Annotated in this window: 22 protein-coding genes; all 22 read left to right on the top strand. The window is 33.8% G+C overall.

All coding sequences use genetic code 11. The features are described 5' to 3' along the window. Positions 1-122 precede the first annotated feature (122 nt). Positions 123-2,624: a hypothetical protein gene (locus Q1A01_RS02190; RefSeq protein ID WP_299675284.1), complete on the top strand. Its 2,502-nt coding sequence runs from the start codon at positions 123-125 to the stop codon at positions 2,622-2,624. A gap of 20 nt (positions 2,625-2,644) precedes the next feature. Continuing rightward, the gene (locus Q1A01_RS02185; protein WP_299675281.1) at positions 2,645-3,052 is read left to right on the top strand and encodes a polymer-forming cytoskeletal protein; all 408 of its coding nucleotides are present in this window, start codon (positions 2,645-2,647) and stop codon (positions 3,050-3,052) included. Beyond that, the gene (locus tag Q1A01_RS02180) at positions 3,021-3,242 is read left to right on the top strand and encodes an AtpZ/AtpI family protein (protein ID WP_299675278.1); all 222 of its coding nucleotides are present in this window, start codon (positions 3,021-3,023) and stop codon (positions 3,240-3,242) included. The genes Q1A01_RS02185 and Q1A01_RS02180 overlap by 32 nt, the downstream gene beginning before the upstream one ends. 6 nt (positions 3,243-3,248) lie before the next feature. Then, entirely contained in the window at positions 3,249-3,632 is a 384-nt protein-coding gene (locus tag Q1A01_RS02175; RefSeq protein ID WP_299675275.1) for a hypothetical protein, read from the top strand. A gap of 108 nt (positions 3,633-3,740) precedes the next feature. Beyond that, positions 3,741-4,859, top strand: coding sequence for a F0F1 ATP synthase subunit A (gene atpB / locus Q1A01_RS02170; RefSeq protein ID WP_299675272.1), 1,119 nt, complete (start codon positions 3,741-3,743; stop codon positions 4,857-4,859). 71 nt (positions 4,860-4,930) lie between these two features. Further along, positions 4,931-5,152 (top strand): ATP synthase F0 subunit C, encoded by a 222-nt coding sequence (atpE, locus tag Q1A01_RS02165; protein WP_299675269.1) that lies wholly within the window; start codon positions 4,931-4,933, stop codon positions 5,150-5,152. Positions 5,153-5,241: 89 nt separating this feature from the next. Beyond that, positions 5,242-5,742, top strand: coding sequence for a F0F1 ATP synthase subunit B (locus tag Q1A01_RS02160; RefSeq protein WP_299675266.1), 501 nt, complete (start codon positions 5,242-5,244; stop codon positions 5,740-5,742). 6 nt (positions 5,743-5,748) lie between these two features. Continuing rightward, a complete protein-coding gene (atpH, locus tag Q1A01_RS02155) occupies positions 5,749-6,291 on the top strand; it encodes an ATP synthase F1 subunit delta (protein WP_299675263.1) in 543 nt (180 codons plus the stop codon). 33 nt (positions 6,292-6,324) lie between these two features. After that, on the top strand, positions 6,325-7,902 hold the full coding sequence (atpA, locus tag Q1A01_RS02150; protein ID WP_299675261.1) for a F0F1 ATP synthase subunit alpha: 1,578 nt from the start codon (positions 6,325-6,327) through the stop codon (positions 7,900-7,902). Between the two features lie 84 nt (positions 7,903-7,986). Then, positions 7,987-8,847, top strand: coding sequence for an ATP synthase F1 subunit gamma (atpG, locus tag Q1A01_RS02145; protein ID WP_299675258.1), 861 nt, complete (start codon positions 7,987-7,989; stop codon positions 8,845-8,847). 905 nt (positions 8,848-9,752) lie between these two features. Beyond that, a complete protein-coding gene (locus Q1A01_RS02140) occupies positions 9,753-10,295 on the top strand; it encodes a hypothetical protein (protein WP_299675255.1) in 543 nt (180 codons plus the stop codon). 37 nt (positions 10,296-10,332) lie between these two features. Then, positions 10,333-11,811 carry a polysaccharide biosynthesis C-terminal domain-containing protein gene (locus tag Q1A01_RS02135; RefSeq protein ID WP_299675253.1) on the top strand — a complete coding sequence of 493 codons (1,479 nt, stop codon included), beginning with the start codon at positions 10,333-10,335 and terminating at the stop codon, positions 11,809-11,811. Beyond that, the gene (gene dut, locus Q1A01_RS02130) at positions 11,801-12,235 is read left to right on the top strand and encodes a dUTP diphosphatase (RefSeq protein WP_299675251.1); all 435 of its coding nucleotides are present in this window, start codon (positions 11,801-11,803) and stop codon (positions 12,233-12,235) included. Before Q1A01_RS02135 ends, dut begins: the two co-directional genes overlap by 11 nt. Before the next feature lie 8 nt (positions 12,236-12,243). Beyond that, complete coding sequence (locus Q1A01_RS02125; RefSeq protein ID WP_299675249.1) at positions 12,244-13,521, top strand: tetratricopeptide repeat protein; 1,278 nt, start codon at positions 12,244-12,246, stop codon at positions 13,519-13,521. 28 nt (positions 13,522-13,549) lie between these two features. Next, a complete protein-coding gene (locus tag Q1A01_RS02120) occupies positions 13,550-14,569 on the top strand; it encodes a sugar phosphate nucleotidyltransferase (protein WP_299675247.1) in 1,020 nt (339 codons plus the stop codon). Positions 14,570-14,597: 28 nt separating this feature from the next. Further along, a complete protein-coding gene (locus tag Q1A01_RS02115) occupies positions 14,598-15,974 on the top strand; it encodes a tetratricopeptide repeat protein (protein WP_299675245.1) in 1,377 nt (458 codons plus the stop codon). After that, a complete protein-coding gene (locus Q1A01_RS02110; RefSeq protein ID WP_299675243.1) occupies positions 15,975-16,751 on the top strand; it encodes a DUF4292 domain-containing protein in 777 nt (258 codons plus the stop codon). Beyond that, positions 16,741-17,973 (top strand): peptidoglycan DD-metalloendopeptidase family protein, encoded by a 1,233-nt coding sequence (locus Q1A01_RS02105; RefSeq protein ID WP_299675241.1) that lies wholly within the window; start codon positions 16,741-16,743, stop codon positions 17,971-17,973. Before Q1A01_RS02110 ends, Q1A01_RS02105 begins: the two co-directional genes overlap by 11 nt. A gap of 39 nt (positions 17,974-18,012) precedes the next feature. Further along, positions 18,013-18,750, top strand: coding sequence for a hypothetical protein (locus tag Q1A01_RS02100; protein WP_299675239.1), 738 nt, complete (start codon positions 18,013-18,015; stop codon positions 18,748-18,750). A 1-nt stretch (position 18,751) separates the two neighbouring features. After that, positions 18,752-19,351, top strand: coding sequence for a hypothetical protein (locus tag Q1A01_RS02095; RefSeq protein WP_299675237.1), 600 nt, complete (start codon positions 18,752-18,754; stop codon positions 19,349-19,351). Between the two features lie 118 nt (positions 19,352-19,469). After that, a complete protein-coding gene (locus Q1A01_RS02090) occupies positions 19,470-19,994 on the top strand; it encodes a porin family protein (protein ID WP_299675230.1) in 525 nt (174 codons plus the stop codon). A 145-nt stretch (positions 19,995-20,139) separates the two neighbouring features. After that, the gene (locus Q1A01_RS02085) at positions 20,140-20,643 is read left to right on the top strand and encodes a hypothetical protein (protein ID WP_299675228.1); all 504 of its coding nucleotides are present in this window, start codon (positions 20,140-20,142) and stop codon (positions 20,641-20,643) included. The last annotated feature ends 3 nt before the right edge of the window (positions 20,644-20,646 follow it).

Below are 20,646 nucleotides of genomic sequence, written 5' to 3'. Positions count from 1 at the left end.
ATGGACATTTTCTGTTTTTATCAAAAAACAATGTGAGTTTGAAACTACTTATAAAATATACTTGTTGCGTCTTCTTTGCAGTTTTGTTCTTAACAAGCTGCTCTCGTAAAAAAAATTCTTTTGTGAGCCGTAATTTTCATGCGGTGACTACAGAATACAATACATTATACAATGGTGAAGTTGCTTTAGAAGCAGGACGCGAGTCTTTAATCTCTACGTTCAATGATAACTATTGGGACATCCTTCCCATAGAACGTATCGCTTTTAAAGATGAGATTTCTATTCGTTTAGATGAAGAAGATGGAGATCCTAATTTTACAAAAGCCGAAGAAAAAGCAATAAAAGCGATACAAAAACACTCCATGAAAATAGATGGAGAAGAGTATAATCCTCAAGTAGATGAGGCTTTTATGATATTAGGAAAGGCGCGTTACTACGATCAGCGATTTGTACCAGCCTTAGAAGCATTCAATTATGTGTTGGCGTATTACCCAAAAAGTAACAACATAGCACAAGCTAAAATCTGGAAACAGAAAGCAAATATTCGTCTTGATAATAATGAGGTTGCTATTGAAAACTTATTGAAGATTTTTAAAATAGAAGATAAACTTAAAGATCAAGATAAAGCAGATGCATATGCAATACTTGCACAAGCATATCTTAATTTAAAACACAAAGACACTGCCCTTATTTATATGAAAGAAGCTACGGAGCTTACAAAAAGAAATGAGGAACGAGGTCGTTATAATTATATAAAAGGACAATTATATAATAACTTAGGTCATAAAGACAGTGCAAATCTTGCTTTCCAAGAAGTTATAGATTTAAATAGAAAAATTCCTCGTAAGTATTTGATCAATGCACACATTGAACAAGCCCGTAATTTTGATTACGAAAATGGAGATGAGTTAGTACTATTAGAATTATTAGAAAAACTAGAAAAGAATAGAGAAAACAGACCTTTCTTAGATAAAATCTATTACGCTAAAGCAGAGTATTATCAAAAAACAAATCAAATAGATTCTGCACTTGCAAATTATAATAAATCACTAAGAGAAGACTCTCAAGATAAATATCTAAATTCTCGTGATTACCTTGCTATTGCAGAACATAATTTTGAAATAGCAGAATATCAAACAGCAGGCTCTTATTACGATAGTACCATGGGAGAGCTAGATGACAAAACAAGAGAGTTTAGAATCATTAGAAAAAAGAGAGAAAACTTAACAGATGTTATAAAGTATGAAGAGCTTTCTCAGCGCAATGATAGTATACTACGTTTAACATCGTTATCTGAAGATGAGCAACGCACATTTTTTGAAGAGTATATTGCAAAAATTAAAGAAAAAGAACTCCAAGACTCTTTAAGTCGTGTAGAAGATATTAGAAATAATGAGTTCTTTAAAAAAGGTAATAACGGGAATAATAGTGCAGGAGGAGGAAGTAAATTTGGAACTTCGGCTAGATCTGGAAATAGTATAGGAGAATTTTATTTCTATAATACAACCGCAGTAGCTTATGGAAGACAAGCCTTTAGAAAACGTTGGGGTAAAAGAGCCTCGGCTGATGGATGGCGTATTTCTGCAAGACAAGATATTCCTCTTAATCCAAGCGCATTACCATTTAGAGGTGATAATGGAGAAGAAGATACTGCATTAACTGTAGACGATTACTTATCGAAAATTCCAAAAGGAGAAAAAGAGCTAGATAGTCTTAAAAAAGAACGTGATTTTGCATATTTCCAACTAGGACTTATTTATAAAGAAAAATTTAAAGAATATCCACTGGCTTCTAATAGATTAGAAAAGCTACTAGACTTTGAACCAGAAGAGCAACTAGTATTGCCTGCAAAATATAATCTGTACCAGATATATGGTCAGATGGAAGATACAGGAAAACAAAATGGATATAAGCAAGACATTACGTCAAATTATCCTGATTCTCGTTATGCTTCAATTATTAATAACCCAGATGTTGCGTTAGAGCAAGATGCATCTTCTCCAGAAGCTATTTATAATGGATTATTTAGAGAGTTTCAAAATCAACGTTTTGGACCATTATTAGTAAGTCTTGATGAACGGATAGAGCAGTTTTATGGAGATCCTTATGTGCCAAAATTTGAATTGCTTAAAGCAATGACTTTAGGGAGATATAAAGGATACAAAGCTTATAATGATGCTTTAAAATATGTAGCACTTACATACCCTAGAGCAGATGAAGGTAAGAAAGCACAACAATTGCTTAATAGGGCTATTCCTAAAATGAAATTTAAAAGTTTCCAAGATGAAGCAACGGCTACTAACTGGAAAATTGTATATGTATTCAATAATTCTGATGTAGCAGGAGCAAATATATTAAAAGAACAACTAGATGAAGCTTTTGAAACTATAGGATACACAAACTATGCAACCTCTTTTGATGTCTATAATGACCAACAATCTTTTGTGGTTGTCCATTATTTAAACAGTAAATCACAAGCAGAAGGACTTGTAGAGTTATTGGCAGTAAATAAAGATATTAAAGAAAAAATCACAAAGGAGAATACGGTTTTAAGCTCCGAAAATTATAAAATCATCCAACTTCATAAAAACCTCGAAGACTATATACAGCAAAGTACTAAATAACCCTCTATAATCCCCTCCCTATGTTTTCAGATAATAAAAAAGGAAAAAACTTAGACCACAGTAATCAACAAAATAGAATAAGCCAAGGTACAAATATTGTAGGAGATATTACATCTCAAGGTGGTTTTAGGATAGATGGAGAAGTAGAAGGAAATATAAATACCCCAAACAAAGTAGTTATAGGAAAGACAGGTGTTGTCAAAGGATCTTTAATTTGTAAAGATGCAGATATAGAAGGATTGGTAGAAGGAACAATGCAAGTAAGCAATCTACTCTCTATAAAATCTACAGCGCGTATTGAAGGAGAAGTTACCGTTGGAAAACTTGCGGTAGAACCAGGCGCTACATTTAATGCCTCTTGTGATATGAAAGGCAGTTTAAAATCGATTGCTAAAAATGGTAAAAAACAAGGGGAACGCAGCGCTTAAAAATTGGGCCGTTTTTTCTGGAGTTGCTATTCAGATGGGGGCTATTATCTTTCTTTTTATAAAAGGAGGTAAGTGGTTAGATACTCATTATAATGCCGGAGGAAAAGCGTTTACTGTTATAGGGACATTGTCAGGAGTAGCTATATCTATGTTTCTCGTACTTAGAATGTCAAAAAAATTGAACCCATAAAACTTCATGAATTTTTCAATCATATCTTTTTCAACAAAACTTTTTGGGATTTTAGGAGCAGTTTTTGGAGCTCATATTCTAGCACTTTATGTTAGGAAGTTGCCTCTATTTGAAGATTATTTATTGATTTCTTACGCACTTAACTTCATTTTAACAGTTGCTATTTATAGTATGGTGATAAAAGCATCCAAAAAAGAAAGTGCACAAGGTGGTTTTGTTTTTTTATTTGGAAGTGCTCTAAAATTTATTCTATTCTTTATTATTATAAAGCCTCTATTTAAAGCTGATGGCGAGGTTTCTGGGCTAGAATTAGCTTCTTTTTTTGTGCCTTATTTGGTATGCTTAATCTACGAAGTTTACCTACTTTCTAAAGTGCTTAATAATAAGTAAAAAGATGATTTTTTAGAGATAGAAAAAAAAGCTTCACTATTCTTTTTTCATTAAGATTTATAAATGTATTTTTGCACCGATTTTAAGGACACTATTTATTTGTTCGATATGCAAAGAAAAACGTTGATTAGATTACTTTCGGCTTTAGTAGTACTTGTTTGTTTTGCCTCTTGTGGCGATAAACCAACAACAACAAGAGAAGAGCGTAAAGAAGAAGTAAAGGAGTATGTACAACATCACCTTTTAGATTCTCACGACTTTAGTTTATTTTCCAAAACAGACGACAAAGGTGAAGTTCACCACTATGGTTTTCCATTGCCTGTGATTTTATGGGATGGCGGACTTAAAGTGTTTTCATCATCAAAATTTCATCACGGTGAAACTGTGGCAGAAGTAGATGGAAACTATTATAAGTTAGAGCATGCAAAAATCTACAAGACAGATGCTGCTGGAACAATGAATTATGATGATCATCATCATGCTACTAATGACAAGCCTATAGATATCTCTATTACAAAAGGAGTATTTATGATGCTGATCACTTGTGTACTGATGTTTTTCCTTTTTAGTGGACTTGCAAAAAGTTATGCTAAAAATGGAGGAATTGCAAAAGGAGCAGGACGTTTCTTTGAGCCTATCATATTATATGTAAGAGATGATATCGCTAGACCTAATATTGGTGAGAAAGATTACAAGCGCTTTATGCCTTACTTACTTACTGTGTTCTTCTTTATCTGGTTCCTTAATATATTTGGATTAACACCACTTGGAGTTAACGTTACAGGAAACATCGCAGTAACTACTGCGCTCGCTGTTATTGTATTTTTTATTACCACTTTTTCTGGAAAGAAAGATTACTGGAAACACATTTTTGATCCACTAGGAGATGGAATGCCTTGGTACGGTAAAATATTTATTTATATCATACTCGTTCCTATAGAAGTATTAGGAATGTTTATTAAGCCTTTTGCACTTCTTATACGTTTATATGCAAACATGACTGCAGGACACGTAGTACTAGGAAGTTTGATAGGTCTTATTTATATATTCCAAACATGGTTAGGAGGAACCTTATCATTTGGATTAGCGTTTGCTATCTCATTAATTGAGGTACTAGTTGCTCTATTACAGGCTTATATATTTACAATGCTAGCAGCACTGTATTTTGGATTTGCAGTAGAGGAACATGATCATGAGCACGATCACGAAACAGAAGTTGCTCACTAATAAATAGTATAACGCTTTCGCGAAAGCGTATACATCAAAAATGAATTTTTAATTTTTTAAACTATATTTTTATGACAATTCCAATGATGTTACAAGACGCTGCAGGAATCCCTACAGTAATCGGAGCAGGTTTAGCCGTAATCGGTGCTGGTATCGGTATCGGTATGATTGGTGGAAAAGCTATGGAAGCTATTGCACGTCAGCCTGAGGCTTATGGAAAGATTCAAACAGCAATGCTTATTGCAGCGGCGCTTATTGAAGGTATTGGTTTTGCTGCGATTTTCGCAGGATAATCATTCATTATTCAAACAAACAGCTGTAACGGTTGGTTGCAGCTGCTTGTTTACATTAAAAGAAAAACACCACTTTAGTATATCATAAAATGGAAAAATTAATTCAAGAATTTTCATTAGGTCTTTTTTTCTGGCAAGCAGTTCTTTTTATAGGATTATTGCTTTTATTACGTCGTTTTGCATGGAAACCTATTCTTAACGCTGTAAACGAAAGAGAAGAAGGAATCAGAAATGCACTTGCTTCTGCAGAAGATGCAAAGAAGGAAATGCAAAACCTTCAGGCAGATAATGAAAAATTAATCAAAGAAGCGCGTGCTGAGCGTGAAGCAATGCTTAAAGATGCTCGTGAGATCAAAGCAAAAATGATCGAAGATGCAAAAGGAGAAGCAAAAGCAGAAGCAGATAAAATGATTGCACAAGCGCAATCTGCTATCGAAGCTGAGCGTAAGTCTGCTATTGCAGATCTTAAAAATCAAGTAGCATCTCTTTCTGTAGAAATTGCAGAAAAAGTTGTAAAAAGCGAATTATCAGATAAAGATAAGCAACTAGGTCTTGTAGAAGAGATGCTAGGTCAAGCCACTTTAAACTAAACCAATATGGGTAGTACAAGAGCAGCAATACGTTATGCAAAAGCAGTTTTGGATCTTACAAAAGATACAAAATCTACAGATGCTGTATTGAATGATATGAAAGCTGTTGTAACGACTTTAGGTGAAAGTAAAGACCTTCGCCTTGCGTTACAAAGCCCAGTCATAAAAGCAGAAGATAAAAGAGCTGTATTAAAAGAAGTTTTTAAAGGAACTTCAAAAGAGACCTTAGGACTTATAGATGTCTTAGTAGATAATAAACGTGTTGATATTATTGGGCATGTTGCTACTAGCTTTGTAGATCTCTATAATAAAAGCCAAGGGGTACAAGCAGCTACAGTAACGACGGCAACAGCATTAACTCCAGAACTAGAAGCTAAAGTACTAGCCAAAGTAACTGAGTTAACAGGAAGTACAGACGTAAAATTAGAAAGCATCATTAATGAAGATATCATTGGTGGGTTTATATTACGTGTAGGTGATACACAATATAATGCAAGTATCGCTAGCCAATTAGGCAAATTAAAAAGAGAATTTAGTAATAGTTTATAATAAACTTTCGCGAAAGCGTAAAACCAATATAAAATGGCAGAAGTTAAACCAGCAGAAGTTTCAGCAATTTTAAAACAGCAACTTTCAGGTTTTGAAGCATCAGCTTCACTTGATGAAGTAGGAACTGTATTAACCGTGGGTGATGGTATTGCTCGTGTATATGGACTTTCTAATGCTCAATATGGAGAATTAGTAGAGTTTGAAAGCGGCCTTGAAGCAATCGTTTTGAACCTTGAAGAAGATAATGTAGGAGTTGTACTTCTAGGTACTTCAACAGGAATTAAAGAAGGAGATACCGTAAAGCGTACACAACGTATCGCTTCTATTAATGTAGGAGAAGGTATTGTAGGACGTGTAGTAAATACATTAGGACTTCCTATAGACGGTAAAGGCCCTATCTCAGGTGAAACCTATGAGATGCCATTAGAGCGTAAAGCACCAGGAGTAGTTTTTCGTGAGCCAGTAACAGAACCATTACAAACAGGTATTAAGTCTATTGATGCAATGATTCCTGTAGGTAGAGGACAACGTGAATTAGTAATTGGTGACCGTCAAACCGGTAAATCTACCGTTTGTATTGACACCATTCTTAATCAAAAAGAATTTTATGATGCTGGTGAGCCAGTGTATTGTATTTATGTAGCGATTGGTCAGAAAGCTTCTACTGTAGCAAACATTGCTCAAGTATTAGAAGACGCTGGAGCGCTTGCATATACAACAATAGTTGCAGCAAATGCATCAGATCCAGCAGCAATGCAGGTATATGCACCATTTGCTGGAGCAGCAATTGGAGAGTATTTCCGTGATACAGGTCGTCCTGCATTAATTATATATGATGATTTATCTAAGCAAGCGGTAGCATACCGTGAGGTATCTCTTTTACTACGTCGTCCACCAGGACGTGAGGCGTATCCTGGAGATGTATTTTACCTTCACTCTAGATTACTTGAGCGTGCAGCAAAAGTAATTAATGATGATGATATTGCTAAGGATATGAATGATCTTCCAGATAGCCTTAAGCCTATCGTAAAAGGAGGAGGATCTCTTACAGCACTTCCAATCATTGAAACACAAGCAGGAGATGTATCTGCGTATATCCCAACTAACGTAATTTCAATTACAGATGGTCAGATATTCTTAGATGGAGATTTATTTAACTCTGGTGTACGTCCAGCAATTAACGTAGGTATCTCGGTATCACGTGTAGGAGGTAACGCACAGATTAAATCAATGAAGAAAGTATCTGGTACTTTAAAACTAGATCAAGCAGCTTTCCGTGAATTAGAAGCATTTGCTAAGTTTGGATCAGACCTTGATGCAGCAACATTAAATGTAATTGAAAAAGGAAAACGTAACGTTGAGATCCTTAAGCAATCTGAAAATACACCATTTACAGTAGAAGATCAGATCGCAATTATATATGCAGGTTCTAAGAACTTATTACGTGACGTTCCTGTAAATAAAGTAAAAGAATTTGAAGCAGAGTACTTAGAGTTCTTAAATGCAAAGCATAGAGGTATTCTTGATACATTAAAATCAGGAAAACTTACAGACGAAGTAACAGATACATTAGTAGCTGTTGCTAAAGATCTTTCGGCTAAGTATAACTAAGAGTACGCTTTCGCGAAAACTGTCTTAATCACAGTAGAAGTAGCGAAAATAGTAGTATAATAATAACCCTTAACAAGAGCGCCAATGGCAAATCTTAAGGAAATTAGAAACAGAATTGGTTCAGTATCTTCTACGATGCAGATTACCAGTGCCATGAAAATGGTATCTGCTGCAAAATTGAAGAAAGCACAGGATGCAATCACAGCAATGCGACCTTATGCAGATAAGCTTACAGAGCTTTTGCAAAACCTGAGCTCAGGACTAGATAGTGATTCTGGAAGCAATTATGCAGATAACCGTGAAGTGAATAAAGTTCTTATTGTAGCTATTTCATCTAATCGTGGTCTTGCAGGAGCTTTCAATTCTAACATTATCAAAGAAGCAAAACGATTAGCAGAAACAACATATGCTAATCAAGAAGTTAGTTTTGTAACAATCGGTAAAAAAGGAAATGATATTATTGGAAAATCACACAACGTGATTACAAATAATAATCAGATTTTTGACGATCTTACTTTTGATAATGTCGCTGTCATTGCAGAAGACTTAATGTCGCGTTTTGCTACTGGAGAATTCGATAAAATCGAAATTATCTACAATAAGTTTAAAAATGCAGCCACACAAATAGTAACTACAGAGCAATTCTTACCAATATTGCCAGTAGCGACAGAGAACACCTCTAGTGTAGACTATATTTTTGAACCTTCTAAGGAAGAAATCGTAGAAGGATTAATTCCTAAAGCATTAAAAACACAGTTGTTTAAAGGAATACGTGATTCTGTAGCTAGTGAGCACGGAGCTCGTATGACAGCAATGCATAAAGCAACAGATAATGCAACAGAGCTTAGAGATGCGCTTAAATTACAATATAACAAAGCACGTCAAGCTGCTATTACCAACGAAATCTTAGAGATCGTAGGTGGAGCAGAAGCACTAAATAATTAATTCATTCCCACGTAGGTGGGAATCTCAATACAAAATCCCAATCTTTTTTAAAGGTTGGGATTTTTTGTTATGCCCCATAAACACAGGGATTGTCTAGTTTTTGTACTTTAATTCGAAACCTTTATTTTGGAAACGATTATCGGGACTCACTGGTTTTGTGAAGGTTGCACATACATTTACAACACTTTCTTCACAAATATTTTGGTTTGAGTTATAAGCCTCGAGATGTAACATTCCTCGGGGCTTATCTTTTTTATTCCCATCCTTCGGCTAGGCTCAGGATAAACTCTGGTGAGAATCTCGTTATTGTTCATTTCAAATCTTTTTTATGAAGACGAGAATCTTACCTCTACTAACTTTTAAACCTATATCTAATAAAATATACGATATGCTATTGTTTAATTGTTTACAGGGCCTTAAAACACGATTTATTTATACTTATGAATGATATACTTTATTTGCTTTCGCGAAAGCGTATATAGAATCACTATTATTAGCCGGATGTATATCATATTTTAAATAAATTAAAGGAAACGATTATCGGGTTTCACTGATAGGATGTGAGTTAGCTATATATTTACAACACTTTCTTCACAAATATTTTGGTTTGAGTTATAAGCCTCGAGATGTAACATTCCTCGGGGCTTATCTTTTTTATTCATATGAAGACGAGAGTCTCATTCTTATATTTTTAGAACCATCTTTTTGAATACGATGATTTCCTCTTTTTTCATTGAAATTCTTTTATGCGAAAGCGTACATGAAAAATAGCTTCTAAAAAATAGAAGGTTGCGTCTTGTTATAGTAGTTTATTTAAAGTTTAACAAACCATCATAATCTATTCCTAATTAAGAAGTATTAACATTTCCCTCTTCTATATTTGAATCTCATCAACAAAAAAATATATGAAAAATCACATCTTATTTTGCGCAGTACTTTGCGTATTTTTTTATCAAAATGGATTTGCTCAATTAGAAAAGGGAGATCAATTACTTTCTGCTACAGTTGCTCCATATCCCACAACAACCAATGGAGAAAAAGACTTTGGTGTTATAGCAAAAGTTGACGCAGAATTTTTAGTAAGCAACCGATTAGCGATCGTAACAAGTGCTTTTTATTCTAATAATACCACATTTGATAATGCTAGTGGAGTTACATTTAATGCTTTTGGGATTATTCCTTCGTTGCAATATTATATCGTACATAAAGAAAAATGGAATATTGCTGGCTTTGCAGGATATGGTTTTGGCTTTACAGACAGAAGTTTCAGAGATTCTCAGAATAGTGCTATTACAGTGACTACCTTAGGAGCAAGTGCACAATATCAAGTCGCAAGTAAGTGGTATTTGAAATTACAAGTAGTCTATTTTAAAGCGCAAAATATATCATTTGACTTTACAGAAGTAGAAGGAATAGCTCCTTTTATTGGTATAAGTTATCTATTATAAATTTGTTACTTTTATCGCGCGATAATACTTCCTTTTTTTGAGTACACTTAAAAACCTTTTTAAACATACATTTGTCTATGGTTTAGCTACTGTATTACCAAGAGTACTTACTGTATTACTAACTTGGTTGCTTACCAAGTATTTAGATACAGAAAGTGACTTTGGAGAGGTGTCTATACTTTTTACATATATAGTCTTACTTAATGTATTGCTTACATATGGTATGGAAACAGCGTTTTTTAGATTCTATAATGGAGAATCAGCAACTGATAAAACAGTAAAAACATCACTTTGGGCACTTGCATTAACAACTTTAGTTTTTGCTGTAACGTCCATTTTTTGGATAGAACCTGTAGCAAGATTAAGTGATATAGATGTGTCTTATTGGAGATGGGTTATAGGGATTTTAAGTTTTGATACGCTTATGGTAATTCCGTTTGCTTTAATGAGAGCAAAAAATCAATCTATGAAATATGCGGTTATTAAAATGATAAGCGTAGTTATTTCAGTAGGAACATCAGCGGTATTCTTGATCGCTACTCAAAAAATGACTAGCATTTTTACTTGGTTACCTAATGATAAAAAAGAACTCTTTTTCATCTCAGGATGCATGGCTAGTGCACTTACATTATTGTTTGTTAGTAAGCCCTATATAAGTAAAATCTATATAGATATTTCTTTATTAAAAAGAATGTTACGGTATAGTTGGCCTATACTTATAGCGGGTCTTGCATTTGCAATAAATGAAGCATTAGATAAAGTGTTGCTTCAGTGGCTATTACCTCTTAATGAGCAAGAAGCAAAAGAACAAGTAGGAATTTATACTGCATGTTATCGCTTAGCAATTGGTATGACCTTATATGCAACTGCATTTAGGTTGGGGGTGGAGCCTTTCTTTTTTAGCCAATCTAAAGATAAAGACGCATCTCAACAGTATGCAATGATTACGAAAGCATTTGTAGTACTAGGAGCAATAGGCATGTTTGTTTACATTGTCTTGCTAGATGTTATAAAACCATTATTAATTGGAAAGCCTAGCTATCTAGTCGGTATGAAAATTACACCAATTGTGGTGTTTGCCTTTTTCTTTTTTGGAATCTATCAGACATTGTCTGTTTGGTATAAAGTAACAGATAAGACAAGATACGGAGCGTATATTTCTATTTCGGGAGCAGCATTAACAATTGTGTTAAATGTAGTATGTATCCCTACTATAGGATATACAGCAAGTGCTATTGCTACATGTGCAGCTTATGGTTTAATGATGATTGTTTCCTATAGTATAGGAAGAAAACACATGCCTATTCCATATGATCTAAAAAATATTGTTTTATATATTATTTTATCTGTAGGTTTTTCATCTGTTTTCTTCTATCTTTTAAGAGATTATTTTGGAATAGGCAGTATACAACTTTATCTTGCAGGTATCCTGATGACAGTAGTTTTAGTAGGTGTCATTTGGTATAGAGAGCAACCTTTATTACAACGAATATTACGAAGAAAGAATGAAAGTTAAAATCATAAATAAATCAAGCCACGCACTACCCCATTATGAAACGATTGCTAGTGCGGGTATGGATTTACGTGCACATATTTCAGAACCTATTACCATAGGTCCATTAGAAAGAGCTATTGTGCCAACAGGACTTTTTATAGAGCTTCCTATAGGAACAGAAGCACAAGTGCGTCCTAGAAGTGGTCTCGCGGCTAAAAAAGGAATTACAGTTCTTAACGCACCTGGCACGATAGATGCTGACTACAGAGGCGAAGTAGGTGTCATCTTAGTAAACCTTTCTAATGAACCGTTTACTATAGAAAATGGAGAGCGTATTGCCCAAATGGTCATTGCACAACATGAGCAAGCTGTTTGGAAAGAAGTTATCGAACTTTCAGATACTGAAAGAGGCGCTGGAGGTTTTGGAAGTACGGGAACTAAATAAGATAAATTATGAAAGGTGTTTTTAAAAAGCTACTTACTTTAAGTGTTTTTTGTGTAATTGTAACCATACAAGCGCAAACAGAAAAACAAAAGAAAGAAGAAGTAATGGCAACCATTATTTGTGAATGCTTAGAAAATGCATCTTCAGAAGATTTATCTAAAAATTTTGAAAAAGAATTTAATAACTGTCATAAAGCAAGTGTTTTAGGTGCTTTATTGTCCGGATTACCAACCGATAAAGATTCAACAATCACCCTAAACTCAGACGGAAGCTCTGATGAAGTATCTGAAGAAGATTCAGAAAAAGCAATAGCAATACTTGAGAATGATTGTGAAGTTTATAAAAATGCAGAAAAGCAACAAAAAAAGTCTCAAGAAAAAGAACAAACGGAATTTGAGGTAATTGCTCAAGATGCATGTGATAGACTTTCTAATGTCTCACTTAGCCTCCCTAGAAAAGAACGTTATAAAAGCATAAAACAAGAGATTACAGGAGCTATTATAGAAGCTCAAATCATGAATGATTTATTGAATAGTACTGAAAAAGCAATCGATTCTATTAAATCTCTTGTGGAAGCGGGTAATTTTAAAAATACAGACAGTATAACGTTTCCTGGTACGCAAAATGTAGTGATAGCAGATAAGAACTATGAAGAAATAGAGGCATATCTACTTGAAAATTGTGATCAAATGAAATCATTGATGACAAATAATGAAGAAAGCTCAGAAGTCTCTATATCTGACAAAAAGAAAGCAAGAAAATACTATGATGACGGACAAGCTTTTTTCCAAAATGCAGACTATGATAATGCCATAAAGAGTTATAAAAAAGCCGTTAGAAAAGACAAGACTTTTGCTTTTGCTTGGGATATGTTAGGGTATAGCTATCGCAAAAATGAAAACTATGAAGAAGCTATAACAGCATATGATAAATCTCTTGCATTAGACCCTAAAGGAAAAATGCCACTTACCAATAAACCAATTGCATATGCTTTATTAGGAAATTTTGATAAAGCAATAGAAGGGTATCTAGAGTATATTCAACTTTTTCCAGATGATCCAGAAGGATATTATGGTATAGGTAGAATATATCGAGTAAAAGAAGACTATGAAAATGCGCTAGATGCTACTATGAAAGCATACATAATGTATAAAGAAATAGAATCTCCTTATGTGAGAGATGCAGAAGCAAACTTGAGCTTATATTATAAAGAACTAAAAGAGAAAAATAAACTTGAAATTTGGAATAAAATAGCAGAGGAATATAATATTCAAATAGCAGATTAAATCAATAAAATAAACCTACTAACCTCCCATGAAAATAATAGTGCCAATGGCTGGACGCGGAAGCCGTTTACGCCCACATAGTTTAACAGTACCAAAACCATTAATTCCTGTTGCAGGAAAACCTATTGTACATAGATTGGTACGTGATATAGCAAAAGTATTGAATCAACCTATAGAAGAAATTGCTTTTGTATTAGGAGATCCTGCCTGGTTTGGAGAGGATGTTGTCAAGAGTTTAGAAGCACTTGCAGAGAGCTTAGGAGCAAAACCATCTATTTACCGTCAAGATCAACCATTAGGAACAGGACATGCCATTATGAGTGCTGAACCATCACTTTCAGGACCAGCCGTGATTGCTTATGCAGATACGTTAATACGTGCCGAGTTTGATCTTGATCCAGAAGCAGATAGCGTTATTTGGACAAAAAAAGTAGATAACCCAGAAGCTTATGGTGTTGTAAAGTTGAACGAAAAACAAGAAATTATAGAACTTGTAGAAAAACCGGAAACCTTTGTTTCTGATCAAGCAGTTATCGGAATATATTATTTTAAAGATGTAGCCGTTCTTAAAGGAAAGCTTAAAGAAGTTTTAGAAGAAAATATTATGAACGGAGGAGAATACCAAATTAATGATGGTATTAAGAAAATGATGGCAGATGGACGTATCTTTAAAACAGGTACCGTAGATGAGTGGATGGACTGTGGAAACAAAGCAGTTACTGTAGAAACAAACGGTAAAATGCTTCAGTTTTTGCACGATGATGGAGAAGAGCAATTGGTTTCAGATAGTGCTACTTTAGAGAATGCAAGCATCATTCCTCCTTGTTATATATCAGAAAATGTTGTTTTACGCAATGTTACTGTAGGTCCAAACGTTTCAATAGGAGCTGGCACGGTGATTGAAGATAGTACCGTAAAAAATAGTTTGATTCAATCTAATAGCGTTATTAAAAATGCAAAGCTTGATCAAGCAATGATAGGAAACCATGTAAAATATAATGGTAATTTCACACAAGTAAGTCTTGGTGATTATACCGTTTTAGAATAGCACGCCTTTTGAGGCAATACGAGATAAGATGAAAAAAAATCAGTACATACTATTATTGTTTTTGTGTCTGAGTATGCTTTCGCGAAAGCATACATATGCACAAGACCCAACGCCATTTGCAGATCAAAATGTAGATGATCTCGGAGATGTATCTGACGAATTTCAAGAAGCTTTTTTTGAAGCCTTAAAACAAAAAGGAATAGAAAATCACGAATTAGCAATTGCTGCGCTCAATGAGTGTGTAGCCATGGAACCTAACAGGGCTATCCTGTATTTTGAAAGAGGAAAAAACTATGAAGCGCTTAAAAAATATGATCTAGCCGAAGATGATTTTCTAAAAACGCTTTCTCTAAAACCAAATCAAGAACCTGTTTTAGAAGCACTGTATGAAGTGTACTATAAAAATCGAGATTATGAGAAAGCAGAAATGATAGTAAAGCAACTCATACCTTTTGATATTCAATACAAAGAAGATCTTGCTCGAATATATGTCGCAACAAAACGGTATGATGAGTCACTACAATTGCTAGATGAATTAGATATAGCAAAAGGAGGAGATGTGTATCGAGAGCAACTTAGAGATCGCGTGTATAGACTTTCTGGAAATAAAAAGGGACGTACAGATGCTATTGAAAAAAAGATTGCAGGCAATCCTACAGCTGAAGCAGATTACTTAAAGCTTATTTATCTCTACAGCGAACAAGGAGAAACTAAAAAAGCATATGATACTGCTTTAAAGCTAAAAGAAATCAACCCTGAAGCTGAAGAAGTACATCTTGCGCTTTATAAATTGTATTTAGAAGACGGAAAGGTAGCCGATGCAGTAACATCTATGAAAATCAGCTTACGTAGTAAGAAAATCACTCCTAAGGCAAAACATAGAGTGTTGAATGATTTCTTGCTATTTGCAAATAAAAATCCTGAGTATGAAGTACAGCTTGAAGAAGCTATTTCTATTTTTGATTCTCAGGTTACAGACTCAAAAATCTATCAAGAATTAGCCAACTATTATATAAATAAAGGCATTAAACATAAAGCGTTGCCTTATCTTAAAAAGGCGTTGGCAAATGATACGGAGAATATAGATATTATAAAAAGCACGCTCTTATTACAAATAGATACTGAAGCCTATACAGACGCTGAAAAAATAGCAGCAGATGCCTTAGAATTATACCCTTCTCAGCCGTTATTATACCTTACGTATGGTGTTGCGCTTAATAAGCAATCTAAGTTTAAAGAAGCTATAGAGCAACTTGAGGTAGGAATAGATTATATTATTGATAATGTCAAAATGGAATCTGATTTCTATCAACAATTAGGAGATGCATATATAGGATCTGGAGATGCTACTAAAGGGCAACAATATTTAAATAAAGCAAACGCACTCAAAGCACAAAACAACTAAATGAAAAGATTAGCCCTTCTCCTTATAATAAGTGTACTTGCTAGTTGCGGAGGCGTAAAAAAAACAACTAATAAAGTTACCACAGAAGATATTGCTACAGCACGCCTTATAGAGAATCACTATACCAATACGTTTGATTTTAATACACTGGTAGCGCGTACGCGTGTGCGATATCAAGATAACAAATCAAGACAGACGGTAACGGTTAGTATCAGAATAGAAAAAGACAAAAAGATTTGGATGAGTGCTTCCATATTAGGGATAACTGGCGCAAAAGCATTAATTACTCCTGAAAAAATCTCTTTTTATGAAAAGATAAATAGACGTTATTTTGAAGGAGATTTTTCATTTTTAAGTCAATATTTTGGAGTTCAGATGGATTTTGAGCAATTGCAACGTTTACTGATTGGACAAACCGTGTATAATTTAAGAGAAGGAGATTATCAGGTAGATCAAGTAGAAGGATTATATAAGATTACTCCTAAAAAACAACTAGATATTTTAAATCTGTTTTTCTTTATGGAGCCTCAAGATTTTCTGATTAAAAAACAACAGGTTACACAACCTCAAGACAATCTTTCATTAGACGTAAATTATACATCACATCAATTAGTGAAAGGAAAGGCATTTCCTAAAAGTATAGCTATTGAAGTGCTTGAAAACACAGACAAGACCAATATTGATATAGAATATAGAAGTGTAGAAGCAGATGTGCCTGTACGATTCCCTTTTTCAATACCCTCAGGTTATAAGAAAATAACATTAGATGAGCTCTAATACAAAAAACTATGTATGTATTTTAATTGTAATGCTTCTATTTGGAGGATTACAAACAAGTTATGCTCAAAAACCAACGCGTAAACAACTAGAAGAACGTAGAGCTTCGTTAATTGCAGAAATGCAACAATTAACACGCTTGCGCGAAACCAATAAAAAAAAGGAAATCTCTTTATTGACTCAAGTAGAAGATCTGGATCAACAAATAAAAGTACGTTCGGATATTATAAAAGTTACCAATCGTCAAGCAAATCTCCTTTCACAAGAGATCGATGAAAATCTCAATAAAATGGAAAATTTAAGAGATGAACTTAAAGATCTTAAAGACGATTATGCCTTGATGATTCAGAAATCATATAAGAGCAAAAGCGGACAAAGTAAAATAATGTTTCTACTCTCTAGCGAAAGCTTTAAACAGGCATATAAACGTATGCAGTATATGAAGCAGTATACAAACTATCGAAAAAAACAAGGCGAGCAAATAAAAGAACGTACAGCACTTTTACAAAAGGTAAATAGAGATCTTATTGATCAGAAAAAAGATAAAGAAGCACTCATTGCCGAAAATAGGTTAGCCAGAAAAGAACTCGATAAAGAAAAGCAAGCCCAAGATGAACTTGTGGCACAAGTACGTAAAAAGTCAAGTGTATATGCTTCTCAAATTAGAAAAAAACAACAACAAACAGATGAGATAGATCGTCAGATAGACAAGATTATTGCAGATGCTATTGCGGCAAGTAATGTAAAGGCAGGGAAGTCAAAGTCTAATAAGAAGTTTTCACTTACCCCAGAAGAAAAAACCTTAGCTTCAAACTTTGCAGCAAATAAAGGGCGCTTAATCTGGCCCGTAGAAAGAGGTCGTGTATCAAGACGCTTTGGTAAAACTAGGCATCCTACATTACCTAATATAACAACATATAGCAGTGGTGTAGAAATAGAGACATCTCCAGATGAAAAAGTGAGAGCCGTTTTTAAAGGAGAAGTATTAAAAATACAAGATGTTTCAGGAAGTAATTTGGCTGTTTATATAAAACATGGAGATTATATTACTGTATACTATAACATTAAAAAAATCACAGTAAAAGTAGGAGACAAGGTAGATTTTAAACAAGTTATAGGGGAGGTAGGTCTTAACGCCTTTAACGGAAAAACCATTCTTAAATTCTTAGTGAGAAAAAATAATACCAAGCTAAATCCAGCAGATTGGATAAAGGGCATGTAAGCTATTGAAATAAAACGATACGCAACCAAAAGGGTTTTTATGCATCTTACAAGTATGTATAAAAAAATAACATCACTACTTTTTATTTTTTATTTTCTCATAATAGGTTGTGACCCTATAGAAAACAATAGTCGAATTGTTTTTAATTTAAAAGTGACAGATGAAGAGAATCAACCTCTCCCTGATATAGACATAAATGCTTCTTTACGCGATACGTCTATTGGAGTTTCTTTTTTTATATTTCCTTCTTTTGAAGGTTTTGAAGGTGTTATAGGTGTTGGAAGTACCGATACTCAAGGAGAAATTTCTTTGATTTCTTTAGATCCAGATCTATTTCAAAATGAGATAGCAGTAGTCATAAATGGAGATGAGCAATTTGGGATGTCTTCTGTAAATCAAGAATATGGCATTGTTACTTATCTCCTTGATTCAATAGCAAATAAGGCAACATTATTACCCGATACCGTTTTAAAACGAAGTGCTACCTTGGAAATAGAAATTATTGATGTTCTTGACATGGAAGGAAGTCTAGCGTATACTATTACCTATTCCCCAAGGATCCAACAATTTCGATTTCCTTCTGGAGAAGAACTTACTAGTGATACTGTAGAAGGATTTGGTGAACCCCTATCATCTGAAGAGTTAACTTTTGAAACTCTTCAAAATACAATTGCATTATTTAGTTATACAATCACTTTAGATAGTGGAGTTGTAGAGACGAATACTATTGAAATTCCAATTAATCAAGACATTGTACAGTATGCATTTGAATTTTAAGATGATTATAGTAACACTTTTATGTGTTCAAGTAAGTTGGTCTCAAGAAAACACAGAAGATACTTCCATAACGAGAGATACGTTTGTTGAAGGATTTATAGAAGTTGCCTATATACAACCTATCTTTTATGGAAATAATTTCATTAGTGAAGGCTATGATGTAAAAAGTACTATTAATATAGGGCTCACTAAAGGTATCGAATTTATGGTATTACATGTTGATCTGAACATTGCATCGAGTGATGTTGTGAGACCTGATTTAGTAGGAAATGTAAGAGATGCAAACTTTACACGAGTCTCTGCAGGCGTAGGCTATCCATTAGATATTAATTCCAGATGGCAATTTTTACCCTCTTTGAATATAGGATACTTAAAAATAGGACAGCTTTTTAGGGATGAAAAGATAAGAGATGATGGTTTTTTTATAAATGCTGAAGTCGCTTTAAATTATAGAGTTTTTAAATGGGGAGATATTTCATTAGGTGCCCAAAATTACTTTGATTTTATTAGTATAGATGCACCATCAGAGATACAATCTTTTTTTAATAACGCACAATCTATATATCCCTTTTTAGGATTTCGATTTAGGATAGCTGAATGATTTTCAGATAGTTAATTCTTCACGTTTGTTTAACCTTTCCTTCGGTTTAATTTATGAAGAGGTTATAAATAATTAACAAACGCATATTTCATATTTGCATGAATCAAAAACTACAAATATGAAAAATACATTATTTATTTTATTATTGTTTATTGTCGCTAATACGACGTCAGTTATAGCACAAGAGGAAGAGACAGATAGGGAAAACAAAACTACTTTCGGAATAAGAGGGGGTATAAATGGCAGTTTTAGTAGAGATTTTACTGAAATAGAATTTCACGGAGGCCTATTTGCAGAAACAAGATTATCTAAACATTGGAGTATCCAAAATGAACTTAATGTTTCTTATGGAGGTGTTGGTAATATCTCTCTAGGAGTTCCTATATTTATTAAATATCATTTTACAGATAAATTTAGTGTTTTTGGAGGCCCTAGGCTTGATGTAGATATTTCGAGGGGGTTTATTACTCAATTTAATGATCCTACTCGACTTCCTAGTCCTGTAGGCTTAAGTGCAGAAATAGGAGCGCAATATAATATAACAAAACGCTTTTTTGTAGAAGCACGCTATAACTATAGTATTATTAATACCTCAAGATTGAATAATAATAATTTACAAATAGGCTTTGGATTTAAGTTCTAAAAACAATTCATTTTCTATAAATGATTTATGTAATAAAAATGGAGGGCTTAATTCAACGTTATATAGACGGTTCAAATGAATCTGGAGTCCTTTTTATAGGACTAAGGTTATTACATCTAGAGATGGGTTTAAATTTTTAATTCTTATGATGATGTTTAAAAAAATTATATTAACTATATCCTTAGTTGTTTTGTATAGCAGTCATGCACAAACGAAAGAAAAAATTGAGATAGTACCTACAGGAGCTACTGTCGTTAGTAAAGATAAAACACAATTTGAATTTTATGAGCAATACAAAGGAGTGTTCTTTAAAAAAACGATAAGCCCCTCTATAAGTATACTAGCGGGTTTAAATTATTCACGTATTGGGAAAGATGATTTTTTAGAATTTCCATTACTTTTTCAATATCAGTTTTCGCCAAAATTGAAAGTATCTGGAGGTGGTCAGTTTGAAGTAGTACGAGATATAAACACAGATATATTTACCGTAAAAGGAGTATCCTTCTCTGCTGGAGTTGATTATCAGTTTACAGAAAATTGGGATGCTGGAATACAGTTTGTACTACCCATCATTCAAAGGGAAATGTTTGATCGCTCAAGCCCTTTGGTGCCAAACCCTATACGATTACGTACAGGGTTTAAGTTTTGAGAT

Source organism: uncultured Dokdonia sp., from assembly GCF_947492815.1.
Taxonomy (GTDB): Bacteria; Bacteroidota; Bacteroidia; order Flavobacteriales; family Flavobacteriaceae; genus Dokdonia.
Note: the sequence above shows the minus strand (reverse complement) of the source record. Positions and strands in the feature narration are given on the sequence as shown.

Coding starts and splice junctions, on each gene's coding strand:
- atpB (WP_299675272.1), top strand. CDS start 3,741: ATGCAAAGAAAAACGTTGATTAGATTACTTTCGGCTTTAGTAGTACTT.
- atpH (WP_299675263.1), top strand. CDS start 5,749: ATGGGTAGTACAAGAGCAGCAATACGTTATGCAAAAGCAGTTTTGGAT.
- atpG (WP_299675258.1), top strand. CDS start 7,987: ATGGCAAATCTTAAGGAAATTAGAAACAGAATTGGTTCAGTATCTTCT.
- Q1A01_RS02140 (WP_299675255.1), top strand. CDS start 9,753: ATGAAAAATCACATCTTATTTTGCGCAGTACTTTGCGTATTTTTTTAT.
- Q1A01_RS02180 (WP_299675278.1), top strand. CDS start 3,021: ATGGTAAAAAACAAGGGGAACGCAGCGCTTAAAAATTGGGCCGTTTTT.
- Q1A01_RS02175 (WP_299675275.1), top strand. CDS start 3,249: ATGAATTTTTCAATCATATCTTTTTCAACAAAACTTTTTGGGATTTTA.
- Q1A01_RS02090 (WP_299675230.1), top strand. CDS start 19,470: ATGAAAAATACATTATTTATTTTATTATTGTTTATTGTCGCTAATACG.
- Q1A01_RS02185 (WP_299675281.1), top strand. CDS start 2,645: ATGTTTTCAGATAATAAAAAAGGAAAAAACTTAGACCACAGTAATCAA.
- dut (WP_299675251.1), top strand. CDS start 11,801: ATGAAAGTTAAAATCATAAATAAATCAAGCCACGCACTACCCCATTAT.
- atpA (WP_299675261.1), top strand. CDS start 6,325: ATGGCAGAAGTTAAACCAGCAGAAGTTTCAGCAATTTTAAAACAGCAA.
- Q1A01_RS02160 (WP_299675266.1), top strand. CDS start 5,242: ATGGAAAAATTAATTCAAGAATTTTCATTAGGTCTTTTTTTCTGGCAA.
- Q1A01_RS02085 (WP_299675228.1), top strand. CDS start 20,140: ATGATGATGTTTAAAAAAATTATATTAACTATATCCTTAGTTGTTTTG.
- atpE (WP_299675269.1), top strand. CDS start 4,931: ATGACAATTCCAATGATGTTACAAGACGCTGCAGGAATCCCTACAGTA.
- Q1A01_RS02095 (WP_299675237.1), top strand. CDS start 18,752: ATGATTATAGTAACACTTTTATGTGTTCAAGTAAGTTGGTCTCAAGAA.
- Q1A01_RS02110 (WP_299675243.1), top strand. CDS start 15,975: ATGAAAAGATTAGCCCTTCTCCTTATAATAAGTGTACTTGCTAGTTGC.
- Q1A01_RS02105 (WP_299675241.1), top strand. CDS start 16,741: ATGAGCTCTAATACAAAAAACTATGTATGTATTTTAATTGTAATGCTT.
- Q1A01_RS02120 (WP_299675247.1), top strand. CDS start 13,550: ATGAAAATAATAGTGCCAATGGCTGGACGCGGAAGCCGTTTACGCCCA.
- Q1A01_RS02100 (WP_299675239.1), top strand. CDS start 18,013: ATGCATCTTACAAGTATGTATAAAAAAATAACATCACTACTTTTTATT.
- Q1A01_RS02115 (WP_299675245.1), top strand. CDS start 14,598: ATGAAAAAAAATCAGTACATACTATTATTGTTTTTGTGTCTGAGTATG.
- Q1A01_RS02125 (WP_299675249.1), top strand. CDS start 12,244: ATGAAAGGTGTTTTTAAAAAGCTACTTACTTTAAGTGTTTTTTGTGTA.